Raw genomic sequence first — 25,484 nt, 5'->3', positions numbered from 1 at the left:
GCAATAGCTTCATTTTATCATATCTTAAAGAAAACGGCGATTGATGAAAATTTTGATTTTACCATTTTTAAAAATAAATTTCAATTTATGAGCATTCAAATTGATTTTTGAACAATGTATTTGATATGATAGCTACATCACACGTGAATTTTTCACAATGGGGGAGTAATTTCTTTGAAAGATCATCAAATTCCAAAGGCAACGGCAAAGCGTTTGCCTTTATATTACCGTTACTTACGCATTTTACACAATGCTGGCAAATTAAAAGTTTCATCTACTGAATTAAGTGAAGCTGTTCAAGTGGACAGTGCGACGATCCGCCGCGATTTTTCTTATTTTGGTGAATTAGGCAAACGTGGTTATGGCTACGATGTTGAAAGCTTGATGCAATTTTTTGCAAAAACTTTAAACGAAGATCATATGACCAATGTTGCCCTTGTTGGGGTAGGGAACTTGGGCAGTGCATTATTGAAATATAAATTCCACCAAAGCAATAGTATCCGGATCAGCGCTGCATTTGATGTCAGCGAGGACTTAGTTGGCCGTATCGTGGATGGCGTACCTGTATATCCAATGGATGATATGAAAGAACAAGTGAAAATTCAACAAATCGATGTGGCAATTTTAACAGTTCCAGCACAATACTCACAAGATTTGGTCAATGATCTTGTAGAAGCCGGAATCAAAGGAATCTTGAACTTTACACCAGCCAGAATCACAGCGCCTAAAGGTGTCTTGATTCAGAATGTTGATTTGACCAACGAATTACAAACATTGATTTATTTCTTACATTCAGGCAACGTACTATCCCATGAAGAACCCGTGGAAGAACCAGCGACTGAAGAATAGACGATAGAATAACCACCTTATGCCAACCCGCATAAGGTGGTTTTGCTGTGAATCACTGCGATTGACGACCAAAGGGCGTCAGAGCAGATGATGAACAGTACTAGCTGACCGGAGGGAGGGTAGTCACCGCCGAGCCGAATCACTGCGATTGACGACCAAAGGGCGTCAGAGCAGATGATGAACAGTACTAGCTGACCGGAGGGAGGGTAGTCACCGCCGAGCCGAATCACTGCGATTGACGACCAAAGGGCGTCAGACGAGCTGAATCGTTGTGATTGAAATGTGATAAATAGTTGTTCAGCCCATTATTCAGCTAACTGGTCAAACAAAGAAGCATAGGACAGGGGTTCTTCATTCGAATCCAAAGCAGCTTGATAACGCTGCATCTGCTTGTCCAGTCGTCCAAAGTCGATGATTCGCGCTTCACGATGAACTTCTTTTCCTTTGGCAATCAGTAAGACGACGGGGACTGTCATGACAGCAAAGTGTGCTGCAATGGCAGGTTCCTCCAAACTATTGACAGCATGAAATGGGATGCCATGCATCTGCGCAAGTTGTAGGACACGCGGTTTGTCTGCTAAACAAATACTGCAATTTGGTTGTGAAAAATAAAGAATTCCTAACGGTGCACCCTCAACGAGAATTGCTGCATCGATGTTGGTTTCATTTTCCATTGAAATCACCTCTTTCCCTCAATGTACCTGCCTTTGGCGTTTCTGTCAAAATGTTTGTTGTAGCGCTGAAATCTGGCGAAACAAGATGAGCAAAATGTAAAGCTATCAAAAAAAAATCAGTCTAAAAGATAAAAACCATTGTGTTAGCCAAAGAAAAAACGTATAGTAATGCCAGCAATTAGATATTATAGATAAAGAAGGTTAAAAAAATATGTTCCAATCCTTGCCGAATTCTGTCTTGCAAATGAGTGTGATTTTTTTATCCATTGTCATCGAGGCGTTGCCATTCGTATTACTTGGTTGTTTGATCTCAGGGGCGCTGCAAGTTTTTTTGACCCCAGAACGGGTTACAAAAATATTACCTAAAAATAAATTGGCTTCTATTGCGATGGGTTGTGGTCTGGGTGTGTTTTTCCCTTCCTGTGAATGTGGAATCGTCCCCATTGTCAATCAGTTTGTCAAAAAAGATGTTCCAGTACATACAGCCTTTGCGTTTATGTTGACTGCGCCGATCGTGAATCCAATCGTGATCTTTTCGACATTTATTGCTTTCGGAAATTCAGCCAAATTTGCATTTTTGCGTGTCGTTGGCAGTTTGATCGTAGCGATGGTTGTTGGTGTCTGGTTGGCCTATTTTAATCAACAGGGGGTGTTGAAACAGCAATCGATGTCCTTGATGCAAAAGGGTACACCCAATGGACACCATCATCATCACGGGCATGACCATGCGCCGGTAGAGGGAAAAGGGCAGCAGATCAAAGCACTGTTGCAACATAGCTTAGATGAGTTTTTTGACACGGGCCGCTATTTGATCATAGGGGGTTTGATTGCTTCAGCCATGCAGACCTATTTGCCGACTGGCTTGATGCTGACATTAGGATCGACAAAGTTGCTGGCGGTATTCGTGATGCTGCTCTTGGCTTTGACGTTATCTTTGTGTTCAGAGGCAGATGCCTTTATTGGCTCTTCGTTGTTGAGTTTGTTTGGCGCGGGGCCTGTTGTAGGCTTTCTGGTTTTTGGCCCAATGGTCGATATAAAAAACCTTTTGATGATGAAGCGTTATTTCACTGGCCGTTTTATTGCTTCTTTGGTCGGTTTGGTGGCTGTCGTCGTGTCTATTTTTGCATGGGTGGTGTAGGAAATGATACGTTTTTTGATATTATCTGGTTATTTTGAGCTCATGATGTATCTACAAGTATCTGGAAAACTCAATCAATTCATTAATGTCCACTATCGGTACTTGGCGATTCTGTCAATGATCATTTCATTGGTTTTGGCACTGGTGCAACTTTATTTTTGGGTCAAGCAGGAGCCTAGTCACCATCATGGTGATGACCATCAGCATGGTTTAGAAAAGAAACATCAAAGGCTGTTGGCCTATTTACTGCTGGCTTTGCCGATCATTGTCGGTCTGTTCTTCCCAACGGTCAGTTTGGATACGACGATTGTGGAAGCAAAAGGCTTCAACTTTCCCTTGAGTGAGGAATCTGTGGGCGATCCTGAAATGACAACGCAATATCTGAAACCAGATACGAGCCTGTATTTTAACAAAGATGATTACAACACGCAGATGGAAACGTCTTTGGCGCGTTATGCCGATCAGACTACGATCAAGATCACGGATGAGAATTATCTGGAAGTGATGGAGCTGATCTATACCTATCCTAGTGAATTTATCGGCAAGAAAGTGAGCTACGAGGGATTCGTCTACCATCAAGATCAAGACGATGATAACGAAATCTTTTTGTTCCGTTTCGGGATCATCCACTGTGTGGCAGATTCTGGTGTCTTTGGTTTGCGGGTCGAATTGCCGGCAGACACACAAACAAAGAACAATCAGTGGCTGCAGGTCGAAGGAACGATCCAGTCGCAGTATTATGCGCCGTTCAAACGAGACTTGCCAATGGTCGTGGTGGATCAATCATCGACCATCGACGCACCGGATAACCAATACGTGTATCGGGCATTTTAGTTTTTTTTGATAAACTTCATAAAAACATCATAAAGCTTTGTTATAATAGAGAAAAGATAAGGCATATGTTTGTAGTTTTCAACAACCTTTAGTACAATTAGAGTGCAATATATGCTAAAATCTACACAAAGAGAGGTGTCGTGAAATGGGTTTTACAGATGAAACAGTTCGCTTCGATTTTGATGATAGTCGAAAAAAAGAGGTTAGTGAAACATTGGCTATTGTTTATCGAGCATTAGAAGAAAAAGGATACAATCCAATCAATCAAATCGTTGGCTATCTCCTTTCTGGCGACCCGGCTTACATTCCTCGTTATCGGGATGCCCGGAATTTGATTCGTCGCCATGAAAGAGATGAAATCATGGAAGTGCTGATCCGCTACTATTTAGGCAATCACGGGATAAACCTATAATGAGAGTCATGGGATTAGATGTTGGCTCGCGAACGGTCGGTGTGGCTGTAAGTGACCCGATGGGATGGACCGCCCAAGGGATCGAAATCATTCGGATCAACGAAGATGAAAATGATTTCGGTTATGATCGCTTGGCTGAGCTGGTGCAAGAATATGAAGTCACCCACTTTGTGGTTGGCCTACCCAAAAATATGAACAATACCATAGGACCGAGGGCCGAAGCATCAATGGCATATGGTCAAGCAATTGAAGCGCGTTTTGCGTTGCCTGTGGTGTATCAGGATGAGCGTCTAACGACTGTTCAAGCAGAGCGGATGCTCGTAGAACAAGGCAATGTTTCTCGTGCGAAACGCAAGAAAGTCATTGATAAGTTGGCGGCAGTCATGATTTTGCAAAATTATTTGGATGGCGCTGGAAAACAATTGTTTAATTGAAAAGAAAAGAGGAAATTATTATGGCAGAACATACACACGATCACAATCATGACCACGATCATGATCACGAAGGACATGAACATATCACGTTAGTGGATGAACAAGGCAATGAAACATTGTTCGAAATCCTTTTAACAGTAGATGGCACCGAAGAGTTTGGCCGCAACTACGTGTTGTTATACCCAGCAGGTGTTCCAGAGGATGAAGATGTCGAATTACAAGCCTATGCTTACGTTGAGAACGAAGACGGTACAGAAGGCGATCTAGAACAAATCGAAACTGAAGCAGAATGGGATATGATTGAAGAAGTCTTCAATACATTCATGGCTGAAGAAGAAGAATAGAACGAAAATGGAGCTGAACCCTTGAATGAGAGGGGTTCAGCTTTTTTTGTTATGTATTGAAATGTATAGATAGAGAAAGATAGAGAAAGTTTGTTTCTCTTAACGGCCTTGTAACCGTTACGCAACACGTTTTTTATATAGCTTTGATGCAATATGTATGTTTAAATAAGGCCATAAATACTAAATGCTGCGCATACTTATTAGTGCCAGACTTCATTGAAAAGGTGACACGGACAAAAATGTTGAATATTCTTGATGTGTTAGAAAAAATGGATTCAAATCAAAAAATAAATTATGACAAGCTTCTTCAACAAATGATTTCTAATTGGCAAGCAGCTGCCCAAAGACCCAAGATACTCTTACATAGCTGTTGTGCGCCATGCAGCACGTATAGCCTTGAATATCTTTCTGCGTTTGCCGATATCACAATATATTTTGCGAATTCAAATATTCATCCACGTTCAGAATATCAGCGACGTGAGGCTGTTCAAAAGCAATTCGTGGCAGATTTCAATACAAAAACAGCTGCGAACGTTCAATTTTTGGCGGCTCCCTATGAGCCAAACCAATTTATTCAACTAGTGAAACAAAATCATTTAGAGGATGAACCAGAAGGTGGTCAAAGATGTGCGAGTTGTTTTCAAATGCGGTTAGATATTGTTGCCCGCAAAGCCAGTGAATTGAATTACGATTATTTTGGCAGCGCGCTGACGTTATCGCCAAAAAAAGATAGCCAACTGATCAATCAAATTGGAATCGAGATTCAACAATTTTTCGATACAAATTATTTGCCTAGTGATTTTAAAAAAAATAATGGCTATAAACGGTCGGTTGACATGTGTCGGGCATATAATATCTATCGGCAATGCTATTGTGGTTGTCTATTTGCGGCTTCTAAACAAGGCGTCGATTTGAAGCACATTCAAAAAGAAGCGAAAGCTTTTCTTGATCAGCTAGAATGAAAAGGATACGCGTCATTTTCTTACACTTTGGTAAACGAGTCATCCATTATATTTTTCGGAAAATAAAGGAGGAAATACTATGTTAAGGTTCATGATACAAGCAGATGCTGAGTGTGTTCAGAAATTAAATGCAAACGACTTAGGGTATCTCTATCCATTGTCATCCGTAAAGGAAAAGTTGGCCATCATTCTGTCGAATAACCATCATTATGTCTTGGTATATGAAGATGCGCATGGGGGTGTGGTAGGATATGTCCATGGAGAAATATATGAGACGTTATATGCACCGACAGTCATCAATATTTTAGGATTGGTGGTGGCTGAAGCGTATCAAGGGCGTGGAATTGGCAAAGCGTTAATGCAGGGAATCGAAAACGAAGCGCAGAAGCAAGGCATACAAGGCATACGGTTAAATTCTGGTGCAGATCGAGGCGCTGCCCATCGATTTTATCAGCATATCGGGTATCGGATGGATAAGGAGCAAAAACGCTTTTTAAAATATTTTTGAGAGCAAACAAACAGGGAAAGGTTGGCGCCTTCCCTGTTTTGCATGATCCAGGCCTTAATTTGATCGTTCTAGCTTGCCCGCTTCAATGCGCTGGCTATCCAGAAACCAGTATTGATGAAAATCACCTTTTAGCGCAGTGAAAGGGATGGGTTTCTTACCTGAGCGTTGGAGTTGCCCTTTCAGATAATTCTTCAAAATCCATGGATCTTCAATATGTACCGCATCTAAATTGGCGACTGCTTGAACATATGCAGCGCTTGTATTGAGGGCCTGGGCGATCTCTTCAAAGGACTGAATCAGCAGGGTAATATTTTCTTGAAAAGACGTACGAGTGGCCTGCATTTCTTGTGGCGTCAATGACATAGCGCATCTTCCTTTCATTTCCCATGAGGGGTATCTTTCAAAGGCGTTTTGAGCATAAACCTATTGCAACTTTCTGTCAACTATTTCACGAGCGGATGAGTTGCCCGCTCGCCCAAAGAGGCGTAGGATATAAAATGTAAACGTTATCTTATTGGAGAGCAGGGATTGGCATGGAAAAATTATATGAAGCAAGTACAGCAGAAGGCACCATCGATTTTATCAATATGCAAGATTTAGCGGAAGAAGCAGAAAAAGTGATTCCCAAAGGCGGCTATGGCTATATCAGCAGTGGTGCTGGAGATATTTTTACCTATCGAGAAAATGAGCGGGCCTTTAATCATAAGTTGATCATTCCGCATATTTTAAAGGACATCGAACGACCAGATACAACAACTGAGATCTATGGGGAAAAACTTACAGCCCCAATTATGATGGCGCCAGTTGCGGCCCATGGCTTAGCAAATGTAGCTGCAGAACGTGCATCTGCGAAAGGTGTGGCTGATTTTGGTACCGTATTCACGGCGAGTTCCTATGCGTCTTGTACATTAGAGGAGATTCGCGCAGCTGGAGGCGATTCGGCACCCCAATGGTTCCAGTTTTATATGAGCAAAGATGATGGAATCAACCGCGATATTTTGGCGATGGCGAAACGCAACGGGGCGCAAGCAATCGTATTGACAGCTGATGCCACTGTGGGGGGGAATCGGGAAACCGATCGCCGCAATGGCTTTACGTTTCCGCTGGCGATGCCTATCGTTCAGGCGTATCAATCAGGGATTGGCCAAACCATGGATGCTGTCTATGGTTCTTCGAAACAAAAATTAAGTCCGGCAGATGTGGCTTTCATTGCGAGAGAAGCGCAACTGCCAGTGTATGTCAAAGGTGTGCAGTCGGAAGAAGATGTGGCACGGGCGTTAGATGCAGGGGCACAAGGTATTTGGGTATCCAATCATGGCGGTCGGCAATTAGATGGTGGTCCGGCGTCCTTTGACTCACTGCAGATCGTGGCGGAAGCGGTCGCAGGTCGGGTACCGATCGTCTTTGACAGCGGGGTTCGACGTGGGCAGCATGTATTCAAAGCCATCGCCTCTGGTGCCGACTTGGTAGCCATTGGCAGACCGGCAATTTATGGATTAGCCCTAGGCGGTCAAACGGGTGTGAAACAAGTTTTTGACTTTTTCAAGAAAGAATTGGAAATGGTCATGCAGTTGGCTGGCACACAAGATGTGGCAGCAATCAAAAAAGCTGTATTGCGAGAAAATCGTTACATGTAGAAGAAAAGGAGCCTTTACACAGCTCCTTGTTTTCTTTTTACAGAGGAAGAGGATGGAGAAGTTCGTTGTGGTGGATTGACTTTTAGGGGACTGTCATGCTGATTCAGCTGATGATAGTAGGTATCTCGTTCTCGATATTGCCGCGCAAAACGATTGCCTTGAATGGTTTCAATGATACCCATCACCAAGGCGAGCAGCAACGCAGCACGAACCAACCAAACAAAGAAAGTGAACCAGTAGATCAGTGAATAAAATAGTGCAATCAAATAAAAGAACGTCACGACATTCATGGCAAAATCCAGTTTGCGATAAAAAAAGAAGCGCTTGTTGCTGATTTCTTGATCCTTCCCTATTCCTCCAACTTCTATTGTCTTAGTGGAAAATAATTGTATTGATTTTATCATGGATTTCCTGCCGAAGCAAAATATGCTGATTTTTCTGTTATTCCTTCTTTCCATTGTGGTGTAAATCATTTTGCATCATTCATTGAATCGGCTACACTATTTATATAGACCAAAAAAGGAGCGGTTCATATGATACCCAAAAAAATTCATTATTGCTGGTTTGGCGGCAATCCATTAGGTGAGCAAGAAAAGAAGTATATGGATTCGTGGCGCAAATATTGCCCGGATTATGAGATCAAGCGTTGGGACGAGTCGACCATCGATTTGTCTAAGTTTGGTTCGTATCTCAAGGAAGCTTATGAACAAGAAGAATGGGCTTTTGTATCCGATGTCGTACGTCTGTATGCATTGGTGACAGAAGGTGGCATTTATATGGATACCGATATTGAAGTGGTCAAGCCGCTAGATGAATTGTTGCAATTGGACGCCTTTATGGGGTTTGAGATCGAAACCAAAATCTCAACAGGCATCATCGGCGCTGCGCCTCATCAATCCTTTATGGAAGAATGGCTTGAGGATTATGACGGCCGGGCATTTGTGCGGGCAGAAAAAACAGAAGACGTCGTGACCAATGTGATTCGGGTAACAGCGTTATTGCAAAAACATGGATTACAGCTGAATAATGAGAAGCAAACCATCAAAGGTGTCACGATCTTCCCGCAATTGACTTTCTCACCAAAAAGTTATATCACGGGAGAAGTCGAGAAAGATCCAGCAACGATGGTCATCCATCAGTTTTCCGGTTCATGGTTATAACAGCTAAAAGCCCATACAGGGGCTTTTTTTTATGGAAGGGGAAAATCCTTTGTGATAAAATAACCCGATAGACAGAAGGAGGTATAGCCGTGGAAATCAAACAATGTACAGGCGCAGATTTAGAGGAACTCGCTGCTATCAGTATCAGCACCTATAAGGATACATTCGATGCGTTTAATACAAAGGAAAACATGCGCATTTATCTAGAAGAGGCCTATAACAAACCTAAATTGACCAAAGAACTGAATACGGCAGCTTCTGCTTTCTTTTTCTTACAAAGTGAGGGGCAGACAGCTGGCTACATAAAAATCAATTGGGGGGATGAGCAGACGGAAGCTATTGCGCCGAATGGATTAGAGGTTGAGCGGATCTATATCAAGAAAGAGTATAAACGACGCGGTTTAGGAACAGTATTGCTCTCCCATGCTGAAACATGTGCCAAAGAGATGGGGAAAACATCGATTTGGCTAGGCGTCTGGGAACACAATCCCAATGCATTGGCTTTTTATAAAAAAATGGGGTTTGAAAAGGTTGGCAGCCATTCTTTCTTTATGGGAGATGATGAGCAAATTGATCTCTTGATGGAAAAGCATCTGATCTAGAAATCGCTTTTCATTTTTTTGAGAATCAAGTATAGTTAAAAGGATCAATGAAAAAAAGTTGGATTGCTGCATAGCGATCATGAAGGAGTTTGCAAGTAAATGGAAGAACGAAAAAACGAAAGTGTGTTATCCCGATTTATCAAAGGGGTCGTGATCGCATTGGGCTTTATTTTACCAGGGGTTTCTGGTGGGGTTTTGGCCGCTATATTAGGTATTTATGAACGCATGCTTCGGTTTATGGCGCATCTGACCAAAAATTTCAAAGAAAACCTGCTGTTTTTCTTGCCTGTGGGGATTGGTGGAATCGTTGGGATCGGACTGTTATCGAAACCGTTGGAGTGGTTGCTGCAAAATTATCAGATCATTGTGCTTTGGGGATTTGCAGGGGCCATCGTCGGCACGCTGCCAGCCTTAGCCAAGGAATCAACTGTCAAGAGTAAGCGGACCAAAGGCGATGTATGCTGGTTTTTTGGCACCATGATCATCGGTTTTTTATTCTTGTATTTCATGGACGATATTTTAGGGACGATTCCCGCCAATTTCCTCGGTTTTGTATTAGCCGGTGGCTTGATTGCATTGGGGGTTTTGGTGCCGGGATTAAGTCCTTCCAATTTACTTTTGGTATTAGGGTTGTATGACCCAATGCTGAAAGGGTTCAAGAGCTTCGACATGATTGGTGTCTTTTTGCCAATCGCGATTGGCGGTTTGGCCGTTATGTTGCTTTTTTCTAAATTGATGGAATGGCTATTGGCACACTTTCATTCAAAAGTGTATCATTTTATATTAGGGATCGTAGTGGCGTCAACTGTATTGATCGTGATCCCTCCGGTTGCCGATTATGCAGGGTTTACTTGGTTGACAGCAGTGATCGGTCTCATCTTGTTTGGCTTAGGATTATGGTTGGGTCTATGGATGAGTAAGTTGGAAGATAAGTATAAATAGGCAATGATTGAGTGGATAAACCCACTCTTTTTTTTGTGTATCAGTCGATGTTTAAACTGGCTCATGAGTATATAACAGGTTTAATAACTGTTTTAATTTTGTTGCTGTAGAGAGAAGATTTTGGTATATTAAACAATATAAATAAGTGATTTTATGATTGTAATACAGTTTATGGAGTTGTTAGATTAAATAACGAATATTATATATAGTTTACCGAATAGTACCTAAATGTTAGGAGGCACATCATGCAAGATGCAATGTATTGGTCAGAGTTGCTGAAAACTGGCAAAATCAGTTTTTCTGAGCGCCTAGAGATGATTGAACAAACAGTCGCACGGCAAAACCCTAAATTGAATGCCCTAGTTCATAGCAATCGAGAGGCGGCTTTGAACCAATTTCAGGCAACAGATTATCAAAATCGCCTTTTTGGCGGCCAACCAATCCCGTTGAAAATTCTCGGGCAAGGGAAAGCCGGATGGCCAGCGACAGCTGGGGCAAAGTTGTTCGCGAAGACAACAGCTAGTCAGACGAGTCATTTCGTCAGCGGATTGGAGCAAGCGGGTTTCGTGCCTTTTGGTCAAACGAATGCGCCAGAATTTGGTTTCAAGAATGTGACGGATCCTGTGTTATACGGTGTTACCCGCAATCCCTGGAATGCGCAATTCTCTGCTGGCGGTTCAAGTGGCGGTGCTGCAGCTGCGGTTGCAAGTGGTATGTTTCCAATTGCTGGTGCGAGTGATGGGGGTGGATCGATTCGTATTCCTGCTTCCTTCACAGGACTGATCGGTTTGAAACCGACACGTGGCACGATGCCGGTGGGGCCAGGTGAATGGCGCAGTTGGCAAGGCGCCTCGATCAATTTTGCCCTGACGATTTCGATGCGAGACACAGAACACTTATTTTATGCACTGCGGACATCACAACCGGCAGCGCCCTATCAAGCACCGCAAGTGGAATGGACCCATCAGAAAGCCAGCGATAAGAACCCACTGAAAGTCGCGTTTTCTACTCAATCTCCTGTGGGTGGACGCGTATCAGAAACGGCGATTCAAGCAGTGAGGAAAGCGGCTCTTTTTTTGTCAGAACAAGGCCATCAAGTGGAAGAAATCGATTATCCAATCGATGGACAGCGCATGATGCAGAGTTATTATGCCATGAACGGCGGTGAAACAGCCGCTATGTTTGCGGCGATTGAAGCGGCTGGAGGGAAAGCTGCAGGGATGGATGAGATGGAATTGATGACATGGGGCTTGTATCAATATGGCCGTAAATTATCAGCAGCTACCTATATCGAGTCATTACAATATTGGGATCAGATTGCAGAAAAAATGGAACGATTTTTCGCGCGTTTTGATTTGTTTTTGACGCCGACGACAGCCTATACAGCACCCATGATCGAAACGGATCTGCAGAGTGATGGTATCCGTCATGGTCTGCGAAAAATCGCAGACTTGTCTGAAGGGCAAGCAGCTGATTTGATTTATGAGATGTTTGATCAAAGCTATCAGTTGACACCATATACACAACTGGCGAATTTAACTGGTCAACCGGCCATTAGTTTGCCTACGATGGTTGGTGAAAATGGGCTACCACTGGGAATCCAGTTTATGGCATCAAAAGGCCGGGAGGATCTACTTTTTCAAATTGGCCGTCTTTTTGAAGCGAAGGGGCAATTCCAATTGCCGCCACAAGTAGCAAAATAGTGTTTAGGAGGATATCATGAAGTTTTTGAATAGAAAGAAAAGTTGGGTAGTCATTGGTTTGGCAGGTTTGATCTTAGGTGCGTGCGGCAATCCGTCCGCTACGTCTCAGGAAGATCAAAGTTTAAGCAAAGTGGAAGAAGCCAAAGAGTTGGTGGTTGCAACGTCAGGCACGCTGTATCCGTCTTCTTATTATAACGACAACAATGAATTGGTCGGCTATGATGTCGATGTGGCGAAAGAAGTCGCTGAGCGTTTGGGTGTTGAAGTTGTTTTTAAAGAATATAACGTCGATGGTCAAGTTTCTTCTTTGACTAAAGATGAGGCGGATCTTGCCGCCAATGATTTTGGTTTGACAGATGAACGGGCAGAAAAATTTAGTTTGTCAACACCATTCAAATATTCCTTCAATAGTATGATCGTCCGTGAAAGTGATGACTCTGGGATTGCTTCTTTAGATGATTTGGCTGGCAAAAAAGCAGCTGGCGAACCAAATACCAGCTATATGCGGTTGGCTGAATCATATGGTGCAGAGTTGGTGACCTATGACAATGCGACGAATGATCAATATTTGACGGATGTTGCCAATGGACGAACAGATGTGATCATCAATGATTACTATTTACAAAAGATGGCGGTTGCGGCTATGCCAGACATCCCAGTCAAAATTTTAGAAAATGTGTACTTTGATCCCAATGAAACAGGCTTTTTATTTGTCAAAGACCACAAGGCATTGCGGGAAAAAGTGAATGAAGTTTTGGCGGAAATGAAAGAAGACGGCAGCTTAAAGGCACTTGCTGAGACGTACTTCCAGACAGATATCTCTGTGGAATCTGATCAAGAGATCCAAACGGTGGACACAGAGTAATGTATATACCGACGCTTGATTTTCCTTTGATGTGGGAGTCGCTGCCTTATTTGCTGTCGGGGTTGTCCTATACTGTGGGGATTGCCGTTGTTTCCTTTCTTGGGGGCAATCTGTTGGGGTTGCTGCTGACGTTTCTAGGTATGCTGCAAAACCCGATTCTGAGTGGGCTTGTTCGGAGCTATTTGTCATTTCTCCGAGGTGTACCAGCATTGGTCTTGTTGTTTCTGCTCTATTTTGGCTTGCCATATCAGTTGTCCGCGCTTAGTGCGGCAATCATTTGTTTTACTTTGACAAGTAGTGCCTTTATCGGCGAAATTTATCGTGGATCCATTGCTGGCGTGGATCGTGGGCAGTTTGACGCTGCATATGCTTTGGGACTGTCCTTTACCAAAACGATGCGTTTGATCATTTTGCCGCAAGCGTTTCGCATCTCAGTTCCTGCATTGAGTAATGTGGCGATGGATCTGCTAAAAGGCACCTCCTTGGCTGCGATGATCACGATTCCTGATATCTTTCAAAAAGCCAAAATCGTAGGAGGACGAACATTTGATTATATGTCGATGTATGTCCTTGTTGCGGTCATTTATTGGGGACTGTGTCTGTTGATCGAAGTGGGACAGAAACGATTAGAAAAGTATTTTTCCGATCGGTTGACTGCAAATAGGGCAGTAAAATCATAAAAAAAAGAGCCGTAGCTCTTGTACTGCAATCAACGTGCCTATATGGGACGTTGATTGCAGTTTTTTATTTAAAAAAAAGAAATAACTGTTTTTTCGCTAACTAGCTATTCATGGTAGAATAGAGAAAAGCACAAGAGGCAAGGAGGATATGATGAAATACGAATGGCGCAAGCAAGAAAAAGATGTCTATCTACCGAAGAAACCAGGGGTCTTGGTGCTGCCTGCTTACAATTTTATCAGTATCAGCAGTCAAGGAGATCCCAATCGTCCAGCATTTTCACAACAAATCGAAGCATTGTACAGTGTTGCTTACAGCATACGCATGGGATTAAAAAAAGGCACGATCGGCACCACACCTTTTGAATATACTGTCTATCCTTTAGAAGGGGTCTGGACAACCGCAAACAAACCCGATGGCCCTGTCCGAAAAGACGAGCTGATCTATAAGATCATGCTGCGACAACCTGACCAAGTGACAGAAGACATGTTTCAGGAACAACTGATGCAGGTGAAGAAAAAGAAAGACAATCCATTTCTCGATCAGCTGATTTTTGAGCGCTATGAAGAAGGTTTGGTCCTGCAGGCTCTTCATGTTGGTTCTTTTGATACAGAAGCAGCTACTTTTGCTCAGATGGCTGAAGTGCTGCAGCAAGAGCATTTGGCGATGCGGCCAACTATGGACAGTTTTCAGCATCGAGAAATTTATTTGACCGATCCTAGAAAGACTGCGCCTGAGAAAGCAAAAACGGTCTTGCGGTGGGCTGTCACAGGGGAGGTTGTTTTATGAGCAGACACTATCTAAGCATCGACATCGGCGGAACGAACACGAAATCGGCTTTGATCGATCGTTCCGGCAATATTTTGTCAAAAACTCGGACCAAAACGCCAAAAGAATTGTCTGGTTTTTTGGCGGCAATTCATGAAATCGTGGCTGAGCACCAGCAAGACATTCGCGGCATTGCGTTCAGCACACCAGGGAAAGTGGATACACATACGGGGAAAATCTCTTTTGGCGGGGCACTGCCTTTCCTAAATGGGGTATCTTTAAAGGATGAGTTGGCGGAAGCTTTTGATTTACCTGTTTCAATCATCAATGATGGTAAAGCAGCAGCTTTAGCTGAGTTATGGTTAGGCAATCTGCAGGGCGTCGATCATGGTGCGGCGATCACGTTAGGGACTGGATTGGGCGGTGGGATCATTCTCGATGGCCGATTGATCGAAGGGGCGCATTTCCAAGCTGGAGAATTAAGTTTTATGTTGAATGCCAGCCGAACTGCAGAATCGGAAAAGGTCGACGGTCTAACTGTACAGCAATTATATGGCTTTAGCGGTTCGGCTGTGGCGATGATTCGCCAAGCGGCCGAGCAGCTGGCTTTAGCTGATTTATCTGACGGAGAAACGGTATTTGACGCCATCAATCAGCGGGATGAACGCGTTTGGCCGCTGTTTACAGCCTACTGCCGAGAGATTGCGTGTGTGATTCTGAATGTGCAATCTGTGATCGACTTATCATGTTATGTGATCGGCGGCGGAATCAGTGCACAAGACATTGTCATTGAAGAGATTCGCCGTCAGTATTCGCAGATCCAAGAAAGTCTGCCATTGCTCAAACAAACCCTCACGACACCGGCGATTCGCGCCTGTAAATTCCAAAACGACGCCAATATTTTGGGGGCATTATACCAATTCTTTTTGTTGTCAGAGTCGTAAACGCTTGATAAAGGGTACGATCTATGAAAGTAACAACTATAAAACAACGACAAATACACCATCTGATGGTGGTTTATTTAAAATGGTATCTGTAGATAGGACACTTGTAACAAAGAGTGTCCAACCTACAGGTACCTTTTGTATACTTGAATTGAGAATATGCGCGTTAAATGTCAGGCGAGCGTGTTTATAACAGTTTTCAGAAAATGACTAGTTTCAGGATATTCATCTTAATTAATAACGAATAGGATAAATCTTCAAAGGAATCAGAGTCTCAATAGTTTTTGACCCCATGAATGCATTCGCGATATAATAGGCTTGAGGGTGTTTCACAAACTTATGTCATAAAGTTAAGGGGATTTTGCATGGTTTTAGAGAATAAATTGGGCTTGACCAATCAAGTTGAGTTGGCCAAGGCTGAAGAAAAACTCAGTAAGCAAAAAGCGAAGGAATTATTCGATTCAGGAAAAATAAATGAAATCGAAGTCGGCACGTTTAAAGGCTTATCTGAAATTCATGATTTTCTCTTTTCAGAAATTTACGAATTTGCAGGAAAAATTCGGACGGTCAATATCGCAAAAGGGAATTTTCGTTTCGCACCTATCATGTACCTGGAACATTCGTTAAAGCATATTGATCAAATGTCGCAAACTTCTTTTGACGAGATTATCAAGAAATACGTGGAAATGAATATCGCTCACCCGTTTCGTGAAGGCAATGGTCGGAGTGCTAGAATTTGGCTTGATCTTATTTTGAAGGAAGAATTGCAAAAAGTTATCGATTGGAACATGATCAACAAAGAAGACTATCTTTCTGCAATGGAGAGGAATCCGGTAAATGACTTAGAAATACGCTATCTAATTTCTAACGCGCTAACTGATGAAATTAACGATCGCGAGTTGTACATGAGAGGAATCGATGTCAGCTATTTCTATGAAGGTTACTCGGAGTATACGATAGATGATCTGTAATAACAGGTGGAGCAAATGACAACCTATGGGTATGCACGATTTGTCCGCTTACCAAACAATATATCATTCAGAGTAAGCCACATATAGTAACGTGGCTTTTTTGGTGTTATTAGCGATCAATCATCTATCGAATCAACGGATGTTATTTCCATAACTTTACGGTGTTGATTCGCTCTAGATTTTTCTTTCAAAAACACAACAGAGAAAGTTAAATGGAACTTCATCATTATCGTGATTAATGGAATGAAAAAAAGATGACTCCTATTCAATAGAGGAATCATCTTCACGTTGCTTAATGTCTTTCTTTATTGTGTCTTTGACAGAGGGACCATTTTAGACTGGCTGTCCTCTCCTTTTGTATTTAGAATGAAATCAATGCTCAAAGTGAACCGATGTATTTATTTTTTAGCGGCCTCATCTTCATCCCCTAAATAATCTTTACTCGTAAAGGCACTATGGAAGTATTTGCCTTCTTGACCATAATAACGATTATAGCGTTGCTTGAATTTGCGGAACAGATAAACCACCAATACTTTGATTAGGCAATAAATCGGAATACCGAAGATCACACCCACTAATCCCATCAAATCGCCCATGACCAATAAGACAACCAAAATTGTGATGGGATGGATTTTCAAGCGGTCCCCCATGACACGAGGTACGACCAAATCGCCGTGCAGCAATTGGACTGCAAACCAGGCAATCAAAAACTTGATCAGCATACCCGTTGAATCTTGAGCAGCGATGAATAGCCCAGGGAAAAAGACGATAAATGGGCCAATATAAGGAATAATACATAAAATACCAGCGGCAATTGCGATGATACTTGCATATTCCAAGCCAATCAATAAGAAAACAACCCAATAGATCGCTCCTAGAATCAAAGAAGAAATGACCTGTCCCTTAAGGAATGCGCCGACTTGCAAATTAGAGATTTTTACAAGTTCGTTGAAATCTTTTCTAAAACGAGGTGGAATCAAAGATAGCACCGAAAAATAGAATTTATTGGGATTGCGCAGCAAGAAAAACGCAATGATTGGTCCTGTGAATAAGGCAATAAATAGGGTAGAGATTGTAGAGAAAAGACTACTCAATCCTGCTGCACCAGTTTGCCAATAGTCGCCAATAAAGGACATGATGTTGTTGGCAATATCTTGGAACGTATCCGCGATTTGACTCATTTCATCGTTAAATGGTGTGTTTGCCAAAAACGAGTCGGCATTGCGTTGGAAGTCATTGACTAGATCTGGCAAGTTGTTGATCAAATCTGTGGTTTGTTGTGCCAAAACAGGATATAGTTGAAAACTTGCAAAGACGATCAACAAAATAATGATCAGATAGAGCCCTGCAATCGTGACCGTACGCGGTATTTTTGGTGCCAATTTATCAACGATCGGGTTAAATAGATAATACAAAATCAGACCAAAAAGAAACGGTGGAATAATTGCTGTAATGATTGCTGTGAAGGGGGTAAACAAAAAAGATATTTGATTAAGTAAAAAGATAGCGATGGTACATAGAATAATCAAACCCAATACATAATAGCTGGTTTTGCCGCCTAAAAATTGAATCAAACGATTTTTTTTCATGATTTGCCTCACTTTCTATGCTTCATTATAGCGAATCTCGTTCATGATGTAAAAAAAGAGCGAGTCTTAGCAAAAATATTTTTACTTTGGCTTCTTCCCCTCGTTTCTATTGATGTAAGGGCGCCACTTACAGAGAAAAAAGCCAGAGAAAGAACCAAAGATCAATTGAAAGGAAGTGGAACGAATGAAAATCGGTACTACAACGAAGTTGGCGGTGCGGATCGACACACCTGATTCAGAAAAACCTGTCAATCAAACATTGAATCGTGTGAAGAACGGTGCCAGTGAAGCACAAATCGTTGCCGTTGGAGAGGCACTGACACAATTCTCAGCGACAGCAGCATTGTCCTCCGTCGTCGAAACGATCCAAAATGAATATGTCAAATAATCGTTGCTGAACAAGCACAGAAAGGAGTAGCCAATGAAGAAATTACACACGATTTTTTTGAACAGTGAAGGCAAGAAGCATACCTTGCAACCCAAAGTATTTGATGAAGCGATTTCGGCAGAACAAGTGCGACAAGGAATGGCATCTATCGCAGCGGTGGGGATTTTTGAAAGCAATGACATTCAGTATTACACAGAAGTGTCAGGGGCAAAGATCGTAGAAACGATTGAAACCAAATTGTTTTAAACAGAATCATGAAAAAACAGCGAAAAGCAAAGTCCTTTTCGCTGTTTTCTTTTATGATACAAAAAGGGGATAACCATAGGTTGAAAGATGAAGAGAGGCAAGCAACTGGAGTCAGCTGCTTGCCTTTCTTTTTTTCAAAGTGGTCAACGTACAGCGACCAACTGCTGTTTTCGGCCCTTCTTTTTGCCAAATGGTTGCTTGCCAAGTTTGGATGCGGGCACCGATTTTGTCAGGTACTGCTTCAACGATCAGTACCCCTTCTTGCACAGCGGCTAAATGGTTGACTTGCAGATCAACACCGACTGCAAACGCTTCGTCTGCGGCCAAAGCTTGATTGGCGCCGATGCTGCAGGCTGTTTCGATCAAGACACCATTGATACCACCGTGAACGATCCCAAAAGGTTGTTTATGCGCTGCGCCGATTTCCATACGCAAACGGACATGCGCCGCTGTGGCTTCTTCGATCTCAATCCCTAATAGTTCAAGTAAGTTCATATTTATGGCCTCCTATTTTGTTTGATTATAGCATGTTTTACAACAGACTCGCCCGCAGCGATCAAATAAACCCGTAACAATTTGGGTCAAAATAATTCATGAAAGTAAAGCAATTTACAACGAAAAGCACGGAGTTATGTGTATAATGGAACTACGTGAGTTGAGGAGGAAATTAGAATGAGAGAATGGAAATCCCTTAAAGAATACGATGAAATTTTATTTGAACAACACGGCAAAGTGGCGAAAATCACGATCAATCGTCCCCATGTACACAATGCCTTTACACCGAAAACAGTCTTTGAAATGATCGATGCGTTTTCAATCAGTCGTGATGAACCTGGTATCGGAGTGATTATTTTGACAGGCGCTGGCGACAAAGCTTTTTGTTCTGGCGGTGACCAAAAAGTTCGCGGACATGGCGGCTATGTTGGAGAAGACCAAGTCCCCCGCTTGAATGTGTTGGATCTGCAACGCTTGATTCGGACTTTGCCTAAACCTGTCATTGCGATGGTCAAAGGCTGGTCGATCGGTGGCGGAAATGTCTTACAACTGGTTTGTGACTTGACGATTGCGGCCGAAAATGCGAAATTTGGCCAAACAGGACCAAATGTTGGTAGTTTCGATGGCGGCTATGGTTCTGGTTATTTGGCGCGGACGATTGGCCATAAGAAAGCCAAAGAAGTTTGGTTCATGACCAAACAATACACAGCTGAAGAAGCTTTAGCAATGAACTGGATCAACACGGTTGTGCCTTTGGAAGAAGTCGAAGACGTGACGATGGAATGGGCAGAAACGATGTTGCAAAAGAGTCCTTTGGCACTGCGCATGATCAAAGCTTCAATGAATGCCGATACGGACGGATTAGCCGGAATTCAACAATTAGCCGGAGATGCAACACTCTTGTATTACACTATGGATGAGGCAAAAGAAGGCCGCGATGCCTTCAAAGAAAAACGACAACCTGACTTCGATCAATTCCCTAAATTCCCATAATGGCAGGGAGTTGGCTGCAAAGGCAAGCGCAACTTCATCCAGAACGACCAGCTTTTTATTGGCAGAATAAAGGCTGGTCGTTTGCTGCCTTGCAAGCAGAAGTTCAGCAATATGCTGCCTATTACGAAGCCCATTTGATCCATTCGCAACGGGTCGCGGTTTTCAGTGACAACAAACCAGAAATGGTCTTTACGATTTTGGCACTCTGGGAGTTAGGGATCGAGCTACAGTGTTTGAATACACGTTTGACCAATAAAGAGCTGGCCTTTCAACTGCAAGATGCGGACTGTCAGCTGGTGATCACAGATAGTCTGCTTGAACTTGATGGCGTCCAGCTGCTGCCATTCGGTAAAAAAAACACGATCGCTTTTCAAGGCGAGGATCGTTTGGTTTATCGTCCCACTCAGATTGCCTCAATCATGTACACATCGGGCACGACTGGCCAACCAAAAGGCGTCCCGCAAACATTTGACAATCATCAAGCGAGTGCCAAAGCCACACAGCAAAACTTAAGTATCGCAGAAGATGACTGCTGGCTATGTGCGGTACCTTTATATCACATCAGCGGATTGTCGATCGTGTTGCGGATGGTACAATTAGGGATCAGTATGCGGTTATATGGTCGATTTGATCCGCAAACAATGGCAACGGATCTATCCCACAACAAAGGGACAGTCGTCTCATTGGTCAGCAAAATGCTCAAAGATATATTGCCCTATGTGCCGCAAACGGGCTTTCCTGGATTGCGTTATATCTTGTTAGGGGGCGGACCAATCGACCGTAGCTTGCTTGAACAATGTCAGCATAAACAGCTGGCGGTCATTCAATCCTATGGGATGACAGAAACCTGTTCGCAAGTGGTCGCATTGCCACCTGCGATGGCAACTGCTAAACTAGGTGCATCAGGGATTCCCTTGAAAGGTGTCCAGTTGCGGATCATAGCTGCGAAAGGCAAGTCAACTTCAGCGAGGGATGAAGCGCATAGCGTCGGCGAAATCTACCTCAAAGGCTCGGCTATTGTTTCAAGTTATCTCAATGAACGTGGCAGCGAACAGTGGGATCAGCAAGGCTGGTTTGCCACGGGGGATCTGGGATATCTCGATGAAGAAGGCTATTTGTATGTGGTGAGCCGCGCAAGTGAATTGATTATTTCTGGCGGTGAAAATATTTATCCTGCTGAAGTCGAACAAGCGTTGCAGCAGCATCCGGCTATTGCGGAAGCGGCTGTTGTGGGCCAAGACAATGCCCAGTGGGGCCAAGAAGTCACTGCATTTGTAGTGTTGAAAGAAGCTGTATCGAAGGAAGCCTTACTGGAGTCTTTGGAAGATACGATTGCCCATTATAAATTTCCCCGCCGTTTTTATCAGGTTGCCGCATTGCCGCGTACAGCAAGTGGCAAGGTCATCAAACGGCGGTTGTTAAGCGAAGAAAGAGTGAACGAGATTGAATAGTAATGTGACAAAAGAATACCAACAAGCATTAGCTGCTGGGAAAAGCTACTTTAGTACCTGTGAAGAGATTGTCTGTGGGGATGTATTGGCCCTTTATACTGCGGCTGAAACGGCCAAAGGGGCGCGCTATTTTTGGCGTAATCCTGATCAAACCATGACGATTGCGGCTTTTCATTGGTTGGTTGACTATCAAAAACCAAGATTATCGACCTTTGATTCCCTGCAAAAAGACTTGAAAGATCGTCATTATCAGCCACGAACAGATGCGTGCCAAGCGCTATTGCTAGGCGGTTTCGCATTCGATGAAACTCATACTGCACAAGCAGAATGGGGGCAGTTGGGCAGCGGCTTATTTGTTCTGCCGGAAATCATGATCAAACAAGAAGGGGATCAGACTTGGGTCGTATATACAGTCAAAGCAACAAATGAAGAACAATGGCTGGCCAAAGTCGCTGCCTTACGCATGCAAGTCATGCAGTGGGTCGCTGATAGTCAACGCTGTGCTGCAACAGCAGCATTTTCTGTTGTGACTGGACAAGTAGAAGTGGCAGTACCTGAATGGCTGCAAGCTGTGGAAGATACTGTCCAAGCAATCAAAGAACCAACGACAGATTTGACAAAAGTTGTTTTGGCACGACAAATGCGTTTAACGACAACGGAGACCATCCGCAGCGAAGCGGTATTGGCGCATCTAAGCCAACAGCAACCAAATACGTATGTCTTTGCTATGGAACATGGGGAAACCTTTTTCATCGGTGCCACACCAGAACGCTTATTAAAAGCCACAGTTGATTATTTTGAAACAGTCAGTATTGCAGGTTCAGCGCCTAGAGGACAAACGGAAGCTGAAGACCAGCTTCTTGCTGCTGCACTCTTGCAAGATCCTAAGAACACCCATGAGCATCAAGTAGTAGTGGATCGATTGACACATGCGTTGTCCAGCTTGATTGAAGGCGGCTTCCACTCTGAAACACGCGCTGTGATCAAGAACCGTGATATCCAGCACTTGTTCCTTCCGCTAAAAGGAAAACGCCAAACAGCTGTTTCGTTTTTGACAGCCGTTCAAAAACTGCATCCAACTCCGGCTCTGGGGGGAGAGCCCAAAACAGCTGCTGTTCTTTGGATCAAAGCGCATGAGCCGAATAGCCGTGGCATGTATGGTGGGCCATTTGGTTGGCTGGGCATCCAAGAAGATATCGGTGAATTTGCGGTGGCGATCCGTTCAGGTGTGGTGACCCAAAATAGAGCGACCTTATACGCCGGCTGCGGCATCGTCGCTGATTCGCAAGCAGTTGATGAGCAGCAGGAAACACGTTTGAAATTTCAACCAATGCGAAGGGGGATCATCGGAGATGTCTAATCAAGAAGTGATGACTGATTATTTGTTGGCCGCTATTGAAGGACTAAAAGCAGCTGGCGCAAAAAGGGCTGTGATCAGCCCAGGATCTCGATCAACACCCTTGGCTTTGTTATTGCACCGCGATCCAGATATGGCTTGTTTTGTCGATGTCGATGAACGTTCTGCGGCTTTTTTTGCACTGGGAATGACGAAAGTGGATGGTGCGCCAACAATTTTATTGTGTACATCTGGTACAGCTGCCGCCAATTACTACCCAGCGATTTGTGAAGCAGAAGCAGTCAATCTGCCGTTGATCGTATTGACAGCAGATCGCCCCCCTGAGTTAAGAGGGGTTGGTGCGCCACAAGCCATGGATCAGCAACAGCTGTATGGTTCTCATGTCAAGAAAATGATTGAAATGACTGTCCCTGAAAACCAGCCCAACATGTTGCGGTATAGTTTTTGGCAAACGGCCAGTAGTGTGACAGAAGCCACGAAACAACCAAAAGGTCCAGTTCATATCAACTTTCCTTTAAGGGAACCTTTATTGCCAGATTTTGCGCGACAAAGCCAGTCTCAGCAGTCTTTTGTATATATGGCGCCAATCAAACAGCTGGCTGAAGCAACGACCCAGTCCTTGCTGCCTCAGCTGCAAAAGAAGGGAGTCATCGTTGTGGGCGAGAGTTTGACAATAGCTCAAGCCAAACACTTGCGCCTTTTTGCAGCCAAAATCGGTTGGCCGATCATAGGTGATCCGCTGACGAATTTGGCGACTTGCGGGGTGGAAGCAGGCACGTTTATTAGTCAAGCAGACCTAGTATTGCCCAAAGTAGACGATGCCTTTCAGCCAGAAGTTGTCTTGCGTTTTGGCCGTTTGCCCGTGACCAAAAATGTGCTTTTGTGGTTGAATCGCTTGCCTGAAACCACCACCTGGCTTTTTGTGGATCCCTCTGGGCAAAGGCAAGATCAGTTGCAGCGGGCAACTTATTTGATCGAAACAGAGATCGATACCTTCGCAGCGCATTGGCAAGGGCACCATTTTAAGATTGACCAAGGATGGGTCACGCAATGGCAAAAGGTGCAAAAGATTGGGCATCAGATCGTTGCCGAACATTTCGCAGATCATCCCTTTGATGAAAGCCAATCCGTGCGGATCTTGCAACAAACCTTGCCGACTGATGCCCAGATTTTATTGGCCAACAGCAATGCGATCCGTTTCTTTGATCGATTTGGCAGCGAAACGACCAACGCTTATCGTGTGTATGGAAATCGAGGCGTCAATGGCATTGACGGGTTGGTCTCAACTGTTGCCGGAATTGCCATGATAAGCAAAAAACCAACATATCTATTGATTGGTGATTTGGCATTGTATCATGATATGAACGGGTTGCAGTTACTGCGACAATATCATCTGCCCGTGACGATCATCTTGTTGAACAACAATGGCGGCGGTATTTTTTCTTTCTTATCGCAGAATAGTTTGGCACCGGAAGATTTTGAGCCGTTATTCGGCACACCTTTGCATCTTGATTTTCAAAAAGCAGCAGCACTTTATGAAGCCGATTTGCTGTTAGCGGAAAATATAGAAATGTTTCAAGCGCAAATCGCTGCTTCAATTGAACAGCCAAAATTTCAAATCATCGAAGTCCGGGGTACGCAGAAGGATCCTGTCTTTCTTTGGGAAGAATGCCAGCAACTGTTTGCTGAGGAGTGGTCAAAATGAGCCAACAGATCCGCGGTGTCGATTACGCTTATCACTGGCTCCAGCCTTACAATGATCAGCTGCCAACAGTGGTCGCCTTGCATGGTTTCACTGGTTCCGGCAAAACGTTTAGCCCGATGTTCGGGGAACAGCAAAACTACAATATTTTGACGATTGATCTAATCGGACATGGCCAAAGCGCTGTCTATGCACATCCTTTGCGCTATGAAGTCCCACAACTTGTGACTGATTTGGCAGCCCTGATGACAGCCTTAGCTGTACCAACGTATATCCTGTACGGCTACTCAATGGGTGCAAGAGTGGCTTTGGCTTGGACGGTGCTTTATCCAGAGTCTGTTGCAGGACTGATCATGGAAAGCGGCTCGCCAGGTTTAGCCGACACTGCAGAAAGAGCGCTGCGCTATCAACAAGACCGCCGACTCGCGATAAAACTGCTGCAAGAGCCATTAGCAACATTTGTCGATTACTGGGAAGCTCTGCCTTTGTTTGCTAGTCAACAAGCATTGTCTGATGACCAGCAGAAAATGGTGCGGCAAGGACGACTGCAGCAATCGTCTTTTGGCTTGGCGATGAGTCTGGCTTACGGCGGGACAGGGAAGCAGCCGAGTTATTGGGATGCCCTCGCAACGATTCATTGTCCAATCCTCTATATAGCTGGTGAGAAGGATCGTAAGTTCCAAGAAATTGGTCGAAGAATGAAAGAAAACCAACCGCTTATCAGTTATCAATTGATCCCGGCAGCCGGACATTGTATTCATTTAGAACAGCCGCAGGTGCTTTTGCACTGTATCAATCAGTGGATCGCGCAGATTAAGATCACAACCTAAAAAAAAAA

General features: G+C 43.7%; 30 protein-coding genes. 25 read left to right on the top strand and 5 right to left on the bottom strand.

All coding sequences use genetic code 11. The features are described from left to right. Positions 1–174: 174 nt before the first annotated feature. On the top strand, positions 175–849 hold the full coding sequence (locus ACYVRS_RS01145; RefSeq protein WP_054114398.1) for a redox-sensing transcriptional repressor Rex: 675 nt from the start codon (positions 175–177) through the stop codon (positions 847–849). 305 nt (positions 850–1,154) lie between these two features. Here ACYVRS_RS01145 and ACYVRS_RS01140 read toward each other — a convergent pair whose 3' ends face one another. Next, a complete protein-coding gene (locus tag ACYVRS_RS01140) occupies positions 1,155–1,523 on the bottom strand; it encodes a thioredoxin family protein (protein ID WP_313540374.1) in 369 nt (122 codons plus the stop codon). Positions 1,524–1,734: 211 nt separating this feature from the next. Here ACYVRS_RS01140 and ACYVRS_RS01135 point away from each other — a divergent pair, with 211 nt between their 5' ends. The 7 genes from ACYVRS_RS01135 (at position 1,735) to ACYVRS_RS01105 (ending at position 6,155) form a co-directional block, all read left to right on the top strand. After that, on the top strand, positions 1,735–2,661 hold the full coding sequence (locus tag ACYVRS_RS01135; RefSeq protein ID WP_461202204.1) for a permease: 927 nt from the start codon (positions 1,735–1,737) through the stop codon (positions 2,659–2,661). 3 nt (positions 2,662–2,664) lie between these two features. Beyond that, the gene (locus tag ACYVRS_RS01130) at positions 2,665–3,495 is read left to right on the top strand and encodes a TIGR03943 family putative permease subunit (RefSeq protein ID WP_312500080.1); all 831 of its coding nucleotides are present in this window, start codon (positions 2,665–2,667) and stop codon (positions 3,493–3,495) included. Between the two features lie 145 nt (positions 3,496–3,640). After that, positions 3,641–3,907, top strand: coding sequence for an IreB family regulatory phosphoprotein (locus tag ACYVRS_RS01125; RefSeq protein WP_005228556.1), 267 nt, complete (start codon positions 3,641–3,643; stop codon positions 3,905–3,907). Further along, the gene (ruvX, locus tag ACYVRS_RS01120) at positions 3,907–4,341 is read left to right on the top strand and encodes a Holliday junction resolvase RuvX (protein ID WP_054114394.1); all 435 of its coding nucleotides are present in this window, start codon (positions 3,907–3,909) and stop codon (positions 4,339–4,341) included. The genes ACYVRS_RS01125 and ruvX overlap by 1 nt, the downstream gene beginning before the upstream one ends. 20 nt (positions 4,342–4,361) lie before the next feature. Next, positions 4,362–4,685 (top strand): DUF1292 domain-containing protein, encoded by a 324-nt coding sequence (locus ACYVRS_RS01115; RefSeq protein ID WP_054114393.1) that lies wholly within the window; start codon positions 4,362–4,364, stop codon positions 4,683–4,685. 239 nt (positions 4,686–4,924) lie between these two features. Then, positions 4,925–5,647 (top strand): epoxyqueuosine reductase QueH, encoded by a 723-nt coding sequence (locus tag ACYVRS_RS01110; RefSeq protein WP_461202202.1) that lies wholly within the window; start codon positions 4,925–4,927, stop codon positions 5,645–5,647. Between the two features lie 79 nt (positions 5,648–5,726). Then, positions 5,727–6,155, top strand: a complete 429-nt coding sequence (locus ACYVRS_RS01105) for a GNAT family N-acetyltransferase (protein WP_313539909.1) — start codon at positions 5,727–5,729, stop codon at positions 6,153–6,155. Between the two features lie 54 nt (positions 6,156–6,209). On the opposite strand, the gene ACYVRS_RS01100 is transcribed toward ACYVRS_RS01105, so the two are convergent. Continuing rightward, positions 6,210–6,518, bottom strand: a complete 309-nt coding sequence (locus ACYVRS_RS01100; protein WP_313539912.1) for a DUF2316 family protein — start codon at positions 6,516–6,518, stop codon at positions 6,210–6,212. A 170-nt stretch (positions 6,519–6,688) separates the two neighbouring features. Between ACYVRS_RS01100 and ACYVRS_RS01095 the strand changes: the two genes are divergently transcribed. Next, complete coding sequence (locus ACYVRS_RS01095; protein ID WP_313539915.1) at positions 6,689–7,792, top strand: alpha-hydroxy-acid oxidizing protein; 1,104 nt, start codon at positions 6,689–6,691, stop codon at positions 7,790–7,792. A 14-nt stretch (positions 7,793–7,806) separates the two neighbouring features. Here the strand turns inward: ACYVRS_RS01095 and ACYVRS_RS01090 are convergent, their stop codons facing one another. Then, the gene (locus ACYVRS_RS01090) at positions 7,807–8,196 is read right to left on the bottom strand and encodes a hypothetical protein (protein WP_461202199.1); all 390 of its coding nucleotides are present in this window, start codon (positions 8,194–8,196) and stop codon (positions 7,807–7,809) included. Between the two features lie 129 nt (positions 8,197–8,325). Between ACYVRS_RS01090 and ACYVRS_RS01085 the strand changes: the two genes are divergently transcribed. The 9 genes from ACYVRS_RS01085 (at position 8,326) to fic (ending at position 16,425) form a co-directional block, all read left to right on the top strand. Continuing rightward, on the top strand, positions 8,326–8,952 hold the full coding sequence (locus tag ACYVRS_RS01085) for a glycosyltransferase family 32 protein (protein WP_461202197.1): 627 nt from the start codon (positions 8,326–8,328) through the stop codon (positions 8,950–8,952). 89 nt (positions 8,953–9,041) lie between these two features. Further along, positions 9,042–9,554 carry a GNAT family N-acetyltransferase gene (locus ACYVRS_RS01080; RefSeq protein ID WP_461202195.1) on the top strand — a complete coding sequence of 171 codons (513 nt, stop codon included), beginning with the start codon at positions 9,042–9,044 and terminating at the stop codon, positions 9,552–9,554. Between the two features lie 99 nt (positions 9,555–9,653). Next, positions 9,654–10,496, top strand: a complete 843-nt coding sequence (locus ACYVRS_RS01075; protein ID WP_312499861.1) for a DUF368 domain-containing protein — start codon at positions 9,654–9,656, stop codon at positions 10,494–10,496. A 245-nt stretch (positions 10,497–10,741) separates the two neighbouring features. Further along, entirely contained in the window at positions 10,742–12,199 is a 1,458-nt protein-coding gene (locus ACYVRS_RS01070) for an amidase (RefSeq protein ID WP_313539920.1), read from the top strand. A gap of 16 nt (positions 12,200–12,215) precedes the next feature. After that, a complete protein-coding gene (locus ACYVRS_RS01065; protein WP_461202192.1) occupies positions 12,216–13,064 on the top strand; it encodes a transporter substrate-binding domain-containing protein in 849 nt (282 codons plus the stop codon). Next, the gene (locus tag ACYVRS_RS01060; RefSeq protein WP_461202190.1) at positions 13,064–13,744 is read left to right on the top strand and encodes an amino acid ABC transporter permease; all 681 of its coding nucleotides are present in this window, start codon (positions 13,064–13,066) and stop codon (positions 13,742–13,744) included. The genes ACYVRS_RS01065 and ACYVRS_RS01060 overlap by 1 nt, the downstream gene beginning before the upstream one ends. Before the next feature lie 151 nt (positions 13,745–13,895). Then, the gene (locus tag ACYVRS_RS01055) at positions 13,896–14,531 is read left to right on the top strand and encodes a GyrI-like domain-containing protein (RefSeq protein ID WP_461202188.1); all 636 of its coding nucleotides are present in this window, start codon (positions 13,896–13,898) and stop codon (positions 14,529–14,531) included. Continuing rightward, on the top strand, positions 14,528–15,454 hold the full coding sequence (locus ACYVRS_RS01050; protein WP_461198145.1) for an ROK family protein: 927 nt from the start codon (positions 14,528–14,530) through the stop codon (positions 15,452–15,454). Before ACYVRS_RS01055 ends, ACYVRS_RS01050 begins: the two co-directional genes overlap by 4 nt. Before the next feature lie 365 nt (positions 15,455–15,819). Then, the gene (gene fic, locus ACYVRS_RS01045; RefSeq protein ID WP_461202186.1) at positions 15,820–16,425 is read left to right on the top strand and encodes a protein adenylyltransferase Fic; all 606 of its coding nucleotides are present in this window, start codon (positions 15,820–15,822) and stop codon (positions 16,423–16,425) included. A gap of 398 nt (positions 16,426–16,823) precedes the next feature. Here the strand turns inward: fic and ACYVRS_RS01040 are convergent, their stop codons facing one another. Further along, positions 16,824–18,014 (bottom strand): AI-2E family transporter, encoded by a 1,191-nt coding sequence (locus ACYVRS_RS01040; RefSeq protein ID WP_461202183.1) that lies wholly within the window; start codon positions 18,012–18,014, stop codon positions 16,824–16,826. Between the two features lie 184 nt (positions 18,015–18,198). Here ACYVRS_RS01040 and ACYVRS_RS01035 point away from each other — a divergent pair, with 184 nt between their 5' ends. Beyond that, a complete protein-coding gene (locus ACYVRS_RS01035; protein WP_054115521.1) occupies positions 18,199–18,402 on the top strand; it encodes a DUF1659 domain-containing protein in 204 nt (67 codons plus the stop codon). Between the two features lie 33 nt (positions 18,403–18,435). Further along, positions 18,436–18,648 (top strand): DUF2922 domain-containing protein, encoded by a 213-nt coding sequence (locus ACYVRS_RS01030; RefSeq protein ID WP_312499955.1) that lies wholly within the window; start codon positions 18,436–18,438, stop codon positions 18,646–18,648. Between the two features lie 111 nt (positions 18,649–18,759). Here ACYVRS_RS01030 and ACYVRS_RS01025 read toward each other — a convergent pair whose 3' ends face one another. Continuing rightward, positions 18,760–19,143 (bottom strand): PaaI family thioesterase, encoded by a 384-nt coding sequence (locus ACYVRS_RS01025; RefSeq protein ID WP_461202181.1) that lies wholly within the window; start codon positions 19,141–19,143, stop codon positions 18,760–18,762. A 177-nt stretch (positions 19,144–19,320) separates the two neighbouring features. Here ACYVRS_RS01025 and menB point away from each other — a divergent pair, with 177 nt between their 5' ends. Genes menB through menH form a run of 5 tightly spaced genes read left to right on the top strand, consistent with a single transcriptional unit; the run spans position 19,321 to position 25,476 of the window. Next, positions 19,321–20,136, top strand: a complete 816-nt coding sequence (gene menB, locus ACYVRS_RS01020; RefSeq protein WP_054115518.1) for a 1,4-dihydroxy-2-naphthoyl-CoA synthase — start codon at positions 19,321–19,323, stop codon at positions 20,134–20,136. After that, positions 20,136–21,587: an o-succinylbenzoate--CoA ligase gene (menE, locus tag ACYVRS_RS01015; RefSeq protein ID WP_461202179.1), complete on the top strand. Its 1,452-nt coding sequence runs from the start codon at positions 20,136–20,138 to the stop codon at positions 21,585–21,587. The genes menB and menE overlap by 1 nt, the downstream gene beginning before the upstream one ends. Continuing rightward, the gene (locus ACYVRS_RS01010; RefSeq protein WP_461202177.1) at positions 21,580–22,947 is read left to right on the top strand and encodes an isochorismate synthase; all 1,368 of its coding nucleotides are present in this window, start codon (positions 21,580–21,582) and stop codon (positions 22,945–22,947) included. Before menE ends, ACYVRS_RS01010 begins: the two co-directional genes overlap by 8 nt. After that, complete coding sequence (menD, locus tag ACYVRS_RS01005; RefSeq protein ID WP_461202175.1) at positions 22,940–24,649, top strand: 2-succinyl-5-enolpyruvyl-6-hydroxy-3-cyclohexene-1-carboxylic-acid synthase; 1,710 nt, start codon at positions 22,940–22,942, stop codon at positions 24,647–24,649. Before ACYVRS_RS01010 ends, menD begins: the two co-directional genes overlap by 8 nt. Beyond that, on the top strand, positions 24,646–25,476 hold the full coding sequence (gene menH, locus ACYVRS_RS01000; RefSeq protein ID WP_312498267.1) for a 2-succinyl-6-hydroxy-2,4-cyclohexadiene-1-carboxylate synthase: 831 nt from the start codon (positions 24,646–24,648) through the stop codon (positions 25,474–25,476). The genes menD and menH overlap by 4 nt, the downstream gene beginning before the upstream one ends. The last annotated feature ends 8 nt before the right edge of the window (positions 25,477–25,484 follow it).

The sequence above is a fragment of the Enterococcus salsurae genome (assembly GCF_054784955.1).
This window is presented reverse-complemented; position numbering and strand designations above follow the sequence as displayed.

What these genes read in the sequence shown, in the direction of transcription:
- ACYVRS_RS01090 (WP_461202199.1), bottom strand. Translation starts at nt 8,196, where the DNA reads ATGATAAAATCAATACAATTATTTTCCACTAAGACAATAGAAGTTGGA.
- ACYVRS_RS01115 (WP_054114393.1), top strand. Translation starts at nt 4,362, where the DNA reads ATGGCAGAACATACACACGATCACAATCATGACCACGATCATGATCAC.
- ACYVRS_RS01085 (WP_461202197.1), top strand. Translation starts at nt 8,326, where the DNA reads ATGATACCCAAAAAAATTCATTATTGCTGGTTTGGCGGCAATCCATTA.
- ACYVRS_RS01025 (WP_461202181.1), bottom strand. Translation starts at nt 19,143, where the DNA reads ATGAACTTACTTGAACTATTAGGGATTGAGATCGAAGAAGCCACAGCG.
- ACYVRS_RS01040 (WP_461202183.1), bottom strand. Translation starts at nt 18,014, where the DNA reads ATGAAAAAAAATCGTTTGATTCAATTTTTAGGCGGCAAAACCAGCTAT.
- ACYVRS_RS01050 (WP_461198145.1), top strand. Translation starts at nt 14,528, where the DNA reads ATGAGCAGACACTATCTAAGCATCGACATCGGCGGAACGAACACGAAA.
- ACYVRS_RS01105 (WP_313539909.1), top strand. Translation starts at nt 5,727, where the DNA reads ATGTTAAGGTTCATGATACAAGCAGATGCTGAGTGTGTTCAGAAATTA.
- ACYVRS_RS01065 (WP_461202192.1), top strand. Translation starts at nt 12,216, where the DNA reads ATGAAGTTTTTGAATAGAAAGAAAAGTTGGGTAGTCATTGGTTTGGCA.
- ACYVRS_RS01140 (WP_313540374.1), bottom strand. Translation starts at nt 1,523, where the DNA reads ATGGAAAATGAAACCAACATCGATGCAGCAATTCTCGTTGAGGGTGCA.
- ACYVRS_RS01075 (WP_312499861.1), top strand. Translation starts at nt 9,654, where the DNA reads ATGGAAGAACGAAAAAACGAAAGTGTGTTATCCCGATTTATCAAAGGG.
- ACYVRS_RS01125 (WP_005228556.1), top strand. Translation starts at nt 3,641, where the DNA reads ATGGGTTTTACAGATGAAACAGTTCGCTTCGATTTTGATGATAGTCGA.
- ACYVRS_RS01030 (WP_312499955.1), top strand. Translation starts at nt 18,436, where the DNA reads ATGAAGAAATTACACACGATTTTTTTGAACAGTGAAGGCAAGAAGCAT.
- menD (WP_461202175.1), top strand. Translation starts at nt 22,940, where the DNA reads ATGTCTAATCAAGAAGTGATGACTGATTATTTGTTGGCCGCTATTGAA.
- ACYVRS_RS01055 (WP_461202188.1), top strand. Translation starts at nt 13,896, where the DNA reads ATGAAATACGAATGGCGCAAGCAAGAAAAAGATGTCTATCTACCGAAG.
- ACYVRS_RS01070 (WP_313539920.1), top strand. Translation starts at nt 10,742, where the DNA reads ATGCAAGATGCAATGTATTGGTCAGAGTTGCTGAAAACTGGCAAAATC.
- ACYVRS_RS01060 (WP_461202190.1), top strand. Translation starts at nt 13,064, where the DNA reads ATGTATATACCGACGCTTGATTTTCCTTTGATGTGGGAGTCGCTGCCT.
- ACYVRS_RS01130 (WP_312500080.1), top strand. Translation starts at nt 2,665, where the DNA reads ATGATACGTTTTTTGATATTATCTGGTTATTTTGAGCTCATGATGTAT.
- ACYVRS_RS01110 (WP_461202202.1), top strand. Translation starts at nt 4,925, where the DNA reads ATGTTGAATATTCTTGATGTGTTAGAAAAAATGGATTCAAATCAAAAA.
- ACYVRS_RS01135 (WP_461202204.1), top strand. Translation starts at nt 1,735, where the DNA reads ATGTTCCAATCCTTGCCGAATTCTGTCTTGCAAATGAGTGTGATTTTT.
- ACYVRS_RS01100 (WP_313539912.1), bottom strand. Translation starts at nt 6,518, where the DNA reads ATGTCATTGACGCCACAAGAAATGCAGGCCACTCGTACGTCTTTTCAA.
- ACYVRS_RS01095 (WP_313539915.1), top strand. Translation starts at nt 6,689, where the DNA reads ATGGAAAAATTATATGAAGCAAGTACAGCAGAAGGCACCATCGATTTT.
- menE (WP_461202179.1), top strand. Translation starts at nt 20,136, where the DNA reads ATGGCAGGGAGTTGGCTGCAAAGGCAAGCGCAACTTCATCCAGAACGA.
- menH (WP_312498267.1), top strand. Translation starts at nt 24,646, where the DNA reads ATGAGCCAACAGATCCGCGGTGTCGATTACGCTTATCACTGGCTCCAG.
- ACYVRS_RS01035 (WP_054115521.1), top strand. Translation starts at nt 18,199, where the DNA reads ATGAAAATCGGTACTACAACGAAGTTGGCGGTGCGGATCGACACACCT.
- ruvX (WP_054114394.1), top strand. Translation starts at nt 3,907, where the DNA reads ATGAGAGTCATGGGATTAGATGTTGGCTCGCGAACGGTCGGTGTGGCT.
- fic (WP_461202186.1), top strand. Translation starts at nt 15,820, where the DNA reads ATGGTTTTAGAGAATAAATTGGGCTTGACCAATCAAGTTGAGTTGGCC.
- menB (WP_054115518.1), top strand. Translation starts at nt 19,321, where the DNA reads ATGAGAGAATGGAAATCCCTTAAAGAATACGATGAAATTTTATTTGAA.